The following is a 12,065-nucleotide window of genomic DNA, read 5'->3' on the forward strand; positions in this document are numbered from 1 at the left end:
AACGCATCCACTGAAGACGGCCGTCACCACGCGAATCATGCGGGTGGCGACCGTCTTTTGCGTACTCTGCACGCTCCGGCGACTCGCCGATCGAGGCGCGAGATTGCGAGCGATCGAGATCCCCGAGCTGCGCGGGCTACTCGCGGCGGGTGGCGTCTTGCACTTCGCCGACGAGCTCCTCGATGATGTCCTCGAGAAAGAGCACCCCGGTGGTCTCGCCCTCTGCGGTGAACGAGCGCGCGAGGTGCGCGCCAGAGCGACGCATGGTGGCGAGGGCATCTTCGAGGTCGGTGTCTTCAAAGATCGAAATCAGGGCACGGATGCGTTTGGCCGGAATCCGCCCCGAGTAGCTGTCCGGTTCGGCGAGAGTTGCAGCACCGGCAGACGCCATATCGAGGTCGAGAATGTCCTTCAAATGCACGTATCCGGTGAGATACCCCTCAGCATCGGCCAGCACATACCGCGAGAACCCGTGGCGGGTGACGGCCCTCTCTACATCGGCCGGGGTAGCCGACTCGGGCAAGCTGACCAGTTTGGACAGGCCAACGGCGACATCGCGCACCTTGAGGTTGGTGAACTCGAATGCCGCGGTCAGGGCGCCGGTCCCGTCGCTGAGCACACCTTCCTTTGTGGACTGTGTGATGATCGTGGCGACCTCGTCGAGCGTGTAAGCACTCGTCGCCTCGTTCTTCGGCTGCACGCCAAACAGGCGCAGCGCACCATTCGCGCAGGCGTTGAGTGTGACGATTACTGGGCGAAAGACGCGCGCGACGAACACGAGCGGCGGAGCAAGCAGCAACACGGCCTGGTCGGGGACCGAGAAGGACAGGTTCTTCGGTACCATCTCACCGAACACCACATGCAGGTAGGACACCAGCAGCAGCGCGACGATGAAGGCGATCGTGCCGATCAGAGCCTCGGGCAGGCCGGTCAGAGCCAGCGGCACCTCGAGCAGATGGTGGATCGCCGGTTCGGAGACGTTCAAAATGAGCAGCGAACAGACCGTGATGCCCAGTTGGGAGGTCGCGAGCATGAGCGTTGCGTGTTCCATCGCCCAGAGTGCGGTTTTGGCACTGCGTTTTCCGGCTTCGGCGAGCGGTTCGATCTGCGAGCGGCGCGCCGAAATGACGGCAAATTCGGCTCCGACGAAGAAAGCGTTGGCGGCGAGCAGCACGACCAACCAGGCAAGTCCGGCCCAGTCGCTCATCGGTCACTCACCTTCCTTCGATCAGTCTTGGGTTCGGGCGATGATGCCGGTTCCGGTATCATCTCCGGAGTGAAACGCAGTCGGTCGATGCGACGCCCTTCCAGGCGCTCAACGGTGAGGAATCCGCCCTGCACCGGCACACAGTCGCCGATGACCGGCAACCGCCCCAGCTCACTCATCACAAAACCAGCCACCGTCTCGTAGGGTCCCTGTTCCGGCACGATGACACCGGTGCGATCGAGCAGTTCATCCGGCCGCAGCATGCCGGGAAAGGTCAGCGAGTCGGGCGAGCGCACGACGCCAGCCCTGGCCCGGTCGTGCTCGTCGGCGACCTCACCGACCAGTTCCTCGACCAGGTCCTCCAGCGTGACGACGCCGGCAGTTCCGCCGTATTCGTCGACGACGATCGCCATCTGATAGCCACGACCGCGCAACTCGCCGAGAAGGTCGTCGAGCTTCATCGTTTCGGGCACGCGAACCGGGTCGGTCTGCAGAGCAGACACCGGCACATCCGCTCGCCGATTGCGCGGCACGGCCACCGCCTGCTTGACGTGCACGACACCCGCGACGTCGTCGACGCTCTCGTCGACGACCGGGAACCGGGAAAAACCGGTGGAGCGCGCGAGGTCGATAATGTTCTGTGCCGAATCGGTACGGTGGATACTCGCGACCCGCGGGCGCGGCGTCATGACATCGGAGGCGGTGTGTCCAGAGAACATCAGCGTGCGGCGCAGGAGGGTCGCGGTGTCTTTCTCGAGCAGCCCTGCGCTGGCCGACCGGCGCACGAGCGAGGAGAGCTCTTCAGCGGTGCGGGCACCCGAGAGCTCCTCCTTGGGTTCGATGCCGAACGCGCGCAACAGGCCGTTGGCGCTGTTGTTGAGCACGAGCACGGCCGGTTTGAACACGGCGGTGAACACGGTCTGAAACGGAATGACCAACCGAGCGGTCGGAATCGGCAACGCGAGCGCAAAATTCTTCGGGACCAATTCGCCGATGACCATCGACACGAGGGTCGCCGAGACGATGGCGATCGTGGTGCCGAAGACAGGAACCAGGTCAACCGGCAGCCCGGCCGCGGTAAGCGGGCCCCGCAGCAGGGACGAGAGGGCTGGTTCGATCGTGTAGCCGGTCAGCAGAGTGGTCAGGGTGATGCCCAATTGCGCACTCGACAGGTGAGTGGAGGTGATTTTCAGCGCCGCGATGGTCATAGCGAGACGGGTTTCCCCGCGATCGCGTCGCGCTTCAAGGTCGGCGCGATCGAGATTCACCAGGGCAAATTCACTGGCGACGAAGATGCCCGTTCCCACCGTGAGGATGAGGCCGAACCCGAGCATGATCAGCTCAGACAAGGATTTCACCGCCGGCAGTCACGGGCAAGAGTTTGTGAGACGAGGGTTCAGCGGTGGGAGGGTCATCCATTATTCCTCCGAGTATACCGGGCGCACCTGCCTGCGCGCCCGGTCACACCAGCCAGCACCGTACAAAAGCCACCCGGGGTACTGGGGTACACCTACCAGGAGACCGGCAGCGCCTTGCCCTCTTCGTACCCGGCCGCCGACTGGATGCCGACGAGCGCTTTCTCGTGAAAGTCGGCGATGGTGGTAGCACCGGCGTAGGTGAACGACGAGCGCACGCCCGAGGTGATCATGTCGAGCAGGTCCTCGATCGACGGCCGCAGCGGGTCGAGGTAGATCTTCGAGCTCGAGATTCCCTCCGCGAACAGGGTCTTGCGGGCGAGGTCGTAGGCGTCGAGGCGCTCGAAGCGCGCCTGTACGGCCTTGGTCGAGGCCATTCCCCAGCTTTCCTTGTAGAGCGCGCCGCGGGCATCCGTGTTTAACGTCCCTGGCGCCTCGGTCGTGCCGGCGAACCAGGAACCGATCATGACGGATGCCGCTCCAGCGGCCAATGCGAGGGCCACGTCTCGCGGGTAGCGCACTCCCCCGTCGGCCCAGACGTGCGCGCCGTGCTCACGCGCCGCGGTGGCCGTTTCGAGCACGGCCGAGAACTGGGGCCGGCCAACGGCGGTCATCATGCGGGTGGTGCACATGGCGCCGGGGCCGACTCCCACCTTGATGATCGTGGCGCCGGCGCCGACCAGGTCGCGCACTGCATCCTTGGTGACGACGTTGCCGGCCACGATCGGAAGCCCGAGGTTCAGGTCGGCGACGATACCGAGGGCGCGCAGCATGGCGTCCTGGTGGCCGTGCGCGGTGTCGATCACCAGAATGTCGACGCCGGCGGCAGCGAGGGCGCGGGCCTTGGCGGCGACGTCGCCGTTGATGCCGAGCGCGGCAGCAACCTTGAGCCGGCCGTGGGCGTCCAGTGTCGGCTGGTACAGGGTGGAACGCAGGGCACTCTTGCGGCTAAGCGTTCCAACCACGGTGCCGTGGTGCAGCACTGGCGCGAAATCAATGTCGGCCTCGGTCATCAGATCGAAGGCGCGGCGCGGCCCCTCGACATCGTCGGCATCGAGCGCGGCGAGTTCACCGTGCAGCAGATCGCCGAGGCGCGCATCGGGTAGCGCGGTCGCCAGCCGGCTGGCGACGATGCAGCCCAGGTAATCTCCATCGGTGGAGTGGATGACAATTCCCTGGCCAGGCGAGGCCGGAACCTGTCGCAGGGCCATCTCGACGGTGTCGTCCGGGGCGAAAGTGAACGGCGTGTCGAAACGAACCGATTGGTCTTTAACCCAGCGAATAGCGGCATCGAGGTCCTGCAACGGCATGTCCTGCGGGAGCACCCCGAGACCCCCGCGGCGGGCCAGCGAGGCAGCCAGGCGCGGTCCGGTTACCGAGTTCATATTCGCCGAAATGATCGGAATCGTCGCACCCGTGCCGTCATTCGGGGCCAGAGAGACGTCCAAACGACTGGTGACAGCCGATTGGCCGGGCACTAAAAACACATCGGAGTAGGTCAAATCATGGCCGGGCGTCGTTCCATAGAACTGCATACCAAGAACGCTAGCCGTTCGACACGGTGTTAGTGGTCGCGTGGGATGGGATTAGGCTGGTCAATAAGACTGACCTGGCGGTCACGATCGTCAGCGACAGGCTCAATGAAAGCGCAGAATGACCCGGCAACGGACCTTGCCGAGGGCATCCAAATTCAAAGCAGAGAGTGGGCGATCCCACGGTGTCAAGCCAGGTAACCGGTGGAGCTTCTGACGAGACAACGTCAGGCGAATTCGGAGCAAACGAGTGGCTCGTTGACGAATTATACGAACGATTCCTGATCGACAAGAACTTGGTTGATGAGTCGTGGTGGCCGGTGTTGGAGAGCTATCACCAGACCGCGAATACTCCCATTCCAGCGGATGCTACCTCCGCAGCAACTCCAGCAGCATCCGTTTCACCGGCGCCGACCGCCGCCGCAGTAGTGCCCGACACAGTAGCGCCCGCCGCCGCACCGGTCGCCGCCACACCAGCAGGAGCACCGGCAGTACCGGTAACCGAGAATCAGCCGACGGCCCGCACTACCTCGAGCGCGCCGAAGCCGGCTCCGGTTCCCGCCGACGCCCCCGTCACTAGCCCGCAGACCATCGTTACCGACGAGTCAGCGCCGGTCAAGCAAGACAAGGTCTCGCCGCTGCGCGGCATGGCGAAGTCGCTCGCGACCAACATGGTCACGAGCCTGACAGTGCCGACCGCGACCAGCGTGCGCACTATTCCGGCCAAGCTGCTCATCGACAACCGCATCGTCATGAACAACCACATGAAGCGGGCACGCGGCGGCAAGGTCAGTTTCACCCACCTGATCGGCTGGGCGCTGATTCGCGCGCTCAAGATGTTCCCCAGCCAAAACGTTTACTACAACGAGATCGACGGCAAGCCCTCGGTCGTCGCCCCGGCCCACGTTGGCATGGGCCTGGCCATCGACATGCCCAAGCCCGACGGCACCCGCGCTTTGCTGGTTCCGGCCATCAAGCGTGCCGACACCATGACCTTCGGTGAATACCTAGCCGCATATGAGGACCTCGTCACCCGCGCCCGCCAGAATAAACTCACCGCCGACGACTTCGCCGGCGCGACGCTGTCGCTGACCAATCCGGGCGGCATCGGCACCGTGCACTCCGTGCCCCGCCTCATGAAGGGCCAGGGCTGCATCATCGGCGCCGGCGCCCTCGATTACCCAGCCGAGTTCCAGGGCTCGAGCGTCAAGACACTCACCGGCCTGGCCATCTCCAAGACCATCACTCTCACCAGCACCTACGACCACCGTGTCATTCAGGGTGCCGGTTCCGGCGAGTTCCTCAAGATCGTGCACGAGCTTTTGATCGGTCAGCACAATTTCTATGAAGAGATCTTTTCGGCGCTGCGCATTCCGTACGACCCGATCCACTGGGCTCCTGACATCAGCGTCGACCTCGCAAGCGCCGTCGACAAAACCGCCCGCGTTCAGGAACTGATCAACTCGTTCCGCGTGCGCGGCCACCTGATGGCCGACATCGACCCGCTCGAGTACTCGCAGCGTAGCCATCCCGACCTCGACATCGCCACACACGGGCTCACCTTCTGGGACCTCGACCGGTCCTTTGTGACCGGCGGTTTCGGATCAAAGCGCCAGATGCAGCTGCGCGATATTCTTGGTGTGCTGCGCGACTCGTATTGCCGCACCACTGGCATCGAGTACATGCACATCCAGGATCCGGCCCAGCGCAAATGGGTGCAGGAAAAGATGGAGAAGTCGTACGTCAAACCCACGCACCACGAGCAGATGCGCATTCTGGGCAAGCTCAACGAAGCCGAGGCGTTCGAGACGTTCCTGCAAACCAAGTACGTCGGTCAGAAGCGTTTCAGCCTCGAGGGCGGCGAGTGCACCATTCCGCTGCTCGATACGATTCTGCAGGGCGCTGCCGAGCAAGGCCTCGACGAGGTCGCGATCGGCATGGCGCACCGTGGCCGGCTGAACGTGCTTACCAACATCGCCGGCAAGACTTACGGCGAAATCTTTCGCGAGTTCGAGGGTACCCAGGACCCCCGCACCGTGCACGGCTCGGGCGACGTGAAGTACCACCTCGGCACCACGGGTATGTTCCGTGGTGAGGACGGCGCCGAGATTCCGGTCTCGCTCGCCGCGAACCCCTCGCACCTCGAGGCCGGCGACGGCGTGCTTGAAGGTATCGTGCGCGCCAAGCAGGACCGTAAGCCGATCGGCACCTTCTCTACCCTGCCCATCCTCATCCACGGCGATGCCGCGATGGCCGGTCAGGGCGTTGTGTTCGAAACCCTGCAGATGTCCCAGCTGCGCGGCTACCGCACCGGCGGCACAATCCACATTGTGGTCAACAACCAGCTCGGATTCACCACCCTGCCACAGGATGCCCGCACCAGCGTCTACGCCACCGACGTGGCCAAGACCATTCAGGCGCCGATCTTCCACGTCAACGGCGATGATCCAGAAGCCGTGGTGCGGGCCGGCGAACTCGCCTTCGCCTACCGTCAGGAATTCAAGAAAGATGTCGTCGTCGACCTCATCTGCTACCGCCGTCGTGGCCACAATGAGGGCGACGACCCCTCAATGACCCAGCCGTTGATGTACAACCTGGTCGAAGCCAAGCGCAGCGTGCGCAAGCTTTACACCGAGGCGCTGGTCGGCCGTGGCGACATTACCGAGGAAGAATACGAAGCCGCCCACCGCGACTTCCAGGACCGCCTCGAACGTGCGTTCCTCGAGACCCACGCCGCGCAAACCGCGTCGATCCCGATCATCACGCCCGAAGTGGCTGCGAAGGCCAAGGCCGACGCCGAGGCACAAGCGCGTGAGGATGCCGCTGGCGAACCAGAGACCACCGGTGTTCCAGAGAGCGTCATTCACCTGATCGGGGACGCGTTCAACAACAAGCCGGTCGGCTTCACCGTGCACAACAAGCTGCAGCAGCTCTTGCAAAAGCGTCTCGACATGAGCCGTAACGGCAACATCGACTGGAGCTTCGGCGAGCTGCTCGCGCTCGGCTCACTGTTGGTCGAGGGTACCCCGGTGCGGTTCGCCGGACAGGATGCCCGCCGCGGCACGTTCGTGCAACGTCACGCGGTGCTGCACGACCGGGTGAACGGCCAGGAATGGCTGCCACTGGCCAATTTGAAAGACAACCAGGCTCGATTCTGGATCTACGACTCGCTGCTGAGCGAATTCGCCGCGATGGGCTTCGAATACGGCTACTCGGTGGAACGCGCCGACGCCCTCGTGCTCTGGGAAGCCCAGTTCGGTGACTTCGCCAATGGGGCACAGAGCATCATCGACGAGTTCGTGTCCTCGGCCGAGCAGAAGTGGGGTCAGCGGTCATCCGTTGTGCTGCTGCTGCCGCACGGTTATGAGGGTCAAGGGCCCGACCACTCGTCGGCCCGGATCGAACGATTCTTGCAATTGTGCGCCGAAGAAAACATGACGGTGGCGCGTCCGTCGACGCCGGCGTCGTATTTTCACCTGCTGCGCCGCCAGGCGTATATGCGCCCGCGTCGTCCGCTGATCGTGTTCACGCCCAAGTCGATGCTGCGGCTGCGCGGCGCAACGAGCGCCGTTGCCGAACTGACCAGCGGCAAGTTCGAGACGGTGATCGACGACGCGCGCATTGCCGACAAGGGCGCTGTCAAGAGGGTGCTGTTCATGGCTGGCAAGATCTACTACGACCTGCTGAACGAACTCGGGAAGAACCCGAACCCCGAGATCGCCCTCGTGCGCGTCGAGCAGTTCTACCCGCTGCCCGCCGTTGAACTGAAGAACGTCGCTGCCCAGTATCCGAATGCCGAACTGGCCTGGGTGCAGGACGAGCCGGAGAACCAGGGTGCCTGGCCGTTCTTCTATCTGGAGACCAACAAGCTCGGCCCGCGGGCCATGCGGCTGTTCTCCCGTCCGGCGTCGGCCTCGCCGGCGGCCGGTTCGGCCAAGCGTCACGCGGTCGAGCAGGCCAAGCTGCAGCGCGATGCGCTGACTTTGTAGCAGGAGCCCGTGAGAACAGGGAGAGTGACGACAGTCACTCTCCCTGTTCTGTATCGACGCAAGCTAGGCGTTGCCTGGGGGTTGCAGCATCCGCTCTCCCGCTGACCATGCGTTGCCAAGGTACACCGACGGTTCTAAGCTCTGGTCAAAGCTCGCCGCGTCCCCGACGGGCGCGCTACAGCCGTTTGAGTACGTAGACGCGCCGGCGGTGTTGCGGGAGCCGTAAGACTGCGACTTCATGTCCCTTGATCAGGTCGCCGACCCGACCGGCGCTGTTTTTTTGTTTGGGCAGTCCCGATCGCCCCGAGCCTGACCGGTTAGTGCGACGCCTGCAGGGCACGCAGCTTCAACAGAACCTGGTCGCGCAGAACTTCGGGCGCGGTTTCCTTGCAGGCACGCTGCATCACCTCTGTCATAGTGCGTCCGACCAGGTGCTCAGCGCTACAGTCGGTGCACGTCGCCAGATGCTCCTGAATGTCGGCCGCGTCGTCCTTGCGGAGTTCGTTGTGCAGGTATTCTTCGAGTTCGGCCTTGGCCTTCTCGCAACCACAATCGGTCATTTGTTTGCGCTCCCGGATGTTTTCTGGCCCTGCCCTAGTCCTCGCTCGGCCGCGTAACCGGCCAGGAGCTCGCGCAGGAGTCGCCGGCCACGATGCAGGCGGCTCATTACTGTGCCAATGGGTGTTTTCATAATTTCAGCGATCTCCTGGTAGGAGAAGCCTTCGACGTCGGCGAAGTACACGGCGAGTCTGAAGTCTTCGGGAATGGACTGCAGGGCGTCTTTGACAGCGCTGTCCGGTAGGTGGTCGATGGCCTCGGCCTCAGCCGACCGTCCTGACGTGGCGGTCGTTGATTCGGCCCCGCCCAGCTGCCAGTCTTCGAGCTCATCAATGGTGCCCTGATAGGGCTCACGCTGCCTCTTGCGGTACTGGTTGATAAAGGTGTTGGTGAGGATACGGTAGAGCCAGGCCTTGAGATTGGTGCCCTGCTCGTACTGCGCGAACGCGGCGAAAGCCTTGACAAAGGTCTCTTGCACGAGGTCCTGAGCATCGGACGGGTTGCGGGTCATTCGCATGGCGGCCGCGTACAATTGGTCGAGAAAAGGCAGAGCCTGTTCTTCGAACAGCCCGCGCGTCTGCTCGCGCAGCTCGGCCTTGGTCGGTGCAACCAGTTCTGTGTCGTCAATCGGAAGAGATTCCGAATTCGTTTCGTGGGTCGTCGTGTCGTCGCTCGCCGTGCCATCACTTGCACGGGTAGCCGAATTCACGGGCGTGTCTGAAGTCATCACGGGCAATTCTAGGCCGTTCCCCACGGCCAGGGGTCGTTCTAGCAGCATCGACACCGTCGCGGGCCTCCCTCAGATTGATATCACCGACTACTGTGATAACCGATGTTGATCTCGAGATATTCCAAGCCGGAGTTCGATCCGTACGGCGACAACTCACCGACCGAAGCGGATGTCTGGTGGCCGGCGCCGACCACCGGCGCGCCATTGCAGGCGGTGCTGGCTCTGCCGGGCTCAAAAAGCCTGACCAACCGGGAGCTCGTCGCGTCCACTCTCGCCAGTGAACCGTCTCTGCTTCGCGCGCCACTGCATTCGCGCGACAGCGATCTCATGGTCGATGCCCTGCGGCAGCTCGGCGCCACAATCGAGGCCGTTGCGGGCGACGGGACCTTCGGCGCGGACCTGCTGGTGACCCCGCCCGAGGAGTTGCTTGGCTCTACCACGATCGATTGCGGCCTGGCCGGCACGGTTATGCGCTTTCTACCGCCGCTGGCAGCTCTCGCTCTCGGTCCGACGACATTCGACGGCGATGCCGGTGCGCGCCGCCGGCCGATGGGGCCCATCATCGGCGCCCTGCGCGACCTCGGCGGCGATATCAACGACGATGGTAAGCGAGCCCTGCCCTTCACCGTGCACGGCCGTGGAGCGGTCGCTGGCGGCGCCGTGACCATCGACGCTGGCAGCTCGAGCCAGTTCGTGTCGGGGTTGCTGCTGGCCGGCGTACGCTTCGAAGAGGGGCTGCACCTCACCCACTCCGGCGAACGGCTGCCGAGCCTGCCGCACATCGAGATGACAATTGAGGTGCTGCGCGCGCGCGGCGTCGACGTTTCTACGCCGAACGTCGGCGAGTGGATCGTCACACCCGGTCGTCTGGCCGGTCGCACGGTCGATATCGAACCCGATTTGTCGAACGCGGCGCCCTTTCTCTGCGCCGCGCTCGTGGCCGGCGGCAGTGTCACCATCACTGGCTGGCCGGCCAAAACCACTCAGGTCGGCGCCGACCTCGCGCGGCTGCTGCCGCTGTTCGGCGCCATCGTCACGCGCGACGGTGACCGGCTCACCGTCACCGGAGGCGAGCACATCGTCGGCGTCGACCTCGATCTTTCCACCGGCGGCGAACTCGCCTGCACCCTCACCGCCCTCGCCGCCCTGGCCGAGTCGCCGAGCACGATCACCGGTATCGGGCACATTCGCCACCACGAGACCGACCGTCTCTCCGCGCTGGCGACCGAGATCAACCGTCTGGGCGGCAAGGTCACCGAGCTGCCCGACGGCCTGCAGATTGAGCCCGCGCCCCTGCACGGCGGCCAGTGGCTCAGCTACGACGACCACCGCATGGCGACGGCCGGGGCGCTGATCGGCCTCGCCGTACCCGGTGTTGACGTCAAGAACATCGGTACGACCGCGAAGACGCTCCCGCAGTTTCCCGAGTTGTGGCACGCGATGATCTCCGAAGCGGCGCTGTAGATGCCGCTGGTGCCGCCCGCTGACGGTTCTGAAGGACTTGAAGGTTCTGACGATCTTGCCGAGGACCTCGCCGGCGATCCCGGCGACACCTGGTGGGCCTTGGCCGACGACGACGAACCGGAGTTCGACGAGTCGAGCGTGCGCGTGCGTCCCGGCCGCAAGGGCAGTAAACCGCGCTCCAAGACCCGGCCGAGCCATCAGGATGCGCTGACCGGGCGCATCCTCTCGGTAGACCGTGGTCGCTACACCGTCATGCTCGACGAGAACCTGCCTACCGAGCGCCGCATCACGACCGCGCGGGCGAGCGAGCTGCGCAAGAAGGCCGTCGTCAACGGCGACCGGGTCGACATCGTCGGCGACACCACCGGAGCCGAGGGCAGCCTGGCCCGCATCGTGCGCATCGTGCCGCGCGATACCCTGCTTCGGAGGAGCGCCGACGACACCGATGCCGTCGAGCGAGTGATCGTGGCTAATGCCGACCAGATGCTGATCGTAGTCGCTGCGGCCAACCCGGAGCCGCGCATCCGCTTGGTGGATCGTTATTTGGTCGCGGCCTATGACGCGGGCGTGAAACCCATTCTGTGCATCACCAAGACAGACCTCGCCGACCCCGCCGCGTTCCTGGCCAACTTTGCCGGCCTCGACCTGCCGGTGTTCCAAAGCGGCGAGGGCGGCATGCCGATCGAGGAGATCTCGGCTGCGTTGGTCGGGCACGACACAGTCTTCGTCGGGCATTCGGGCGTCGGCAAGTCCACCCTGGTGAACGCGCTCGTGCCCGGCACCAACCGGGCCATCGGCGTCGTCAACACCGTCACCGGTCGTGGTCGGCACACCTCGTCATCGACGGTGTCCCTGCGTCTGGAAACGGATGCTGGCCGCGGCTGGGTTATCGACACCCCCGGCGTGCGCTCCTTCGGCCTCGGTCATATCAACACCGACAATATTCTCAAGGCCTTCACCGACCTAGCCACCATCGCGGAGCGCTGCCCGCGCGGCTGCACCCACCTGCCCGATTCACCGGACTGCGCGATCATCGACGCGGTCGAGGCCGGCGAGCTTGGCGACACCGGCCGGGTGCGACTCGACTCGCTGCAGCGGCTGCTCGCCACGTTCGCGCCCGCCCGCTGAGTCTGCTCTCGCGCGGGTTGGCTCACTCCTGCTGCTGGCGCG

Annotated in this window: 8 protein-coding genes; 3 read left to right on the forward strand and 5 right to left on the reverse strand. The window is 64.4% G+C overall.

Translation table 11 applies throughout. The features are described 5' to 3' along the window. Positions 1-136: 136 nt before the first annotated feature. The 3 genes from CXY71_RS04285 to CXY71_RS04295 all read right to left on the reverse strand — a co-directional run bounded on the left by CXY71_RS04285 (position 137) and on the right by CXY71_RS04295 (position 4,157). A complete protein-coding gene (locus CXY71_RS04285; RefSeq protein WP_104134450.1) occupies positions 137-1,207 on the reverse strand; it encodes a hemolysin family protein in 1,071 nt (356 codons plus the stop codon). After that, complete coding sequence (locus tag CXY71_RS04290; protein WP_104134474.1) at positions 1,204-2,541, reverse strand: hemolysin family protein; 1,338 nt, start codon at positions 2,539-2,541, stop codon at positions 1,204-1,206. Before CXY71_RS04290 ends, CXY71_RS04285 begins: the two co-directional genes overlap by 4 nt. Before the next feature lie 176 nt (positions 2,542-2,717). Beyond that, the gene (locus CXY71_RS04295) at positions 2,718-4,157 is read right to left on the reverse strand and encodes a GuaB1 family IMP dehydrogenase-related protein (RefSeq protein WP_104134451.1); all 1,440 of its coding nucleotides are present in this window, start codon (positions 4,155-4,157) and stop codon (positions 2,718-2,720) included. Positions 4,158-4,339: 182 nt separating this feature from the next. On the opposite strand from CXY71_RS04295, the gene CXY71_RS04300 reads away from it, so the two are divergent. Then, on the forward strand, positions 4,340-8,143 hold the full coding sequence (locus CXY71_RS04300) for a multifunctional oxoglutarate decarboxylase/oxoglutarate dehydrogenase thiamine pyrophosphate-binding subunit/dihydrolipoyllysine-residue succinyltransferase subunit (RefSeq protein ID WP_104134475.1): 3,804 nt from the start codon (positions 4,340-4,342) through the stop codon (positions 8,141-8,143). A 317-nt stretch (positions 8,144-8,460) separates the two neighbouring features. On the opposite strand, the gene CXY71_RS04305 is transcribed toward CXY71_RS04300, so the two are convergent. Both CXY71_RS04305 and CXY71_RS04310 read right to left on the reverse strand, forming a co-directional pair. Further along, positions 8,461-8,703 carry a zf-HC2 domain-containing protein gene (locus CXY71_RS04305; protein ID WP_104134452.1) on the reverse strand — a complete coding sequence of 81 codons (243 nt, stop codon included), beginning with the start codon at positions 8,701-8,703 and terminating at the stop codon, positions 8,461-8,463. Next, positions 8,700-9,428: a sigma-70 family RNA polymerase sigma factor gene (locus tag CXY71_RS04310; RefSeq protein WP_104134453.1), complete on the reverse strand. Its 729-nt coding sequence runs from the start codon at positions 9,426-9,428 to the stop codon at positions 8,700-8,702. The genes CXY71_RS04305 and CXY71_RS04310 overlap by 4 nt, the downstream gene beginning before the upstream one ends. Before the next feature lie 105 nt (positions 9,429-9,533). Here CXY71_RS04310 and aroA point away from each other — a divergent pair, with 105 nt between their 5' ends. Together aroA and rsgA are read left to right on the forward strand one after the other, a co-directional pair. Then, complete coding sequence (gene aroA / locus CXY71_RS04315) at positions 9,534-10,895, forward strand: 3-phosphoshikimate 1-carboxyvinyltransferase (protein ID WP_104134454.1); 1,362 nt, start codon at positions 9,534-9,536, stop codon at positions 10,893-10,895. Next, entirely contained in the window at positions 10,896-12,023 is a 1,128-nt protein-coding gene (gene rsgA / locus CXY71_RS04320) for a ribosome small subunit-dependent GTPase A (protein ID WP_104134455.1), read from the forward strand. The last annotated feature ends 42 nt before the right edge of the window (positions 12,024-12,065 follow it).

Source organism: Cryobacterium sp. Y62 (genome assembly GCF_002929785.1).
Lineage (GTDB): Bacteria > Actinomycetota > Actinomycetes > Actinomycetales > Microbacteriaceae > Cryobacterium.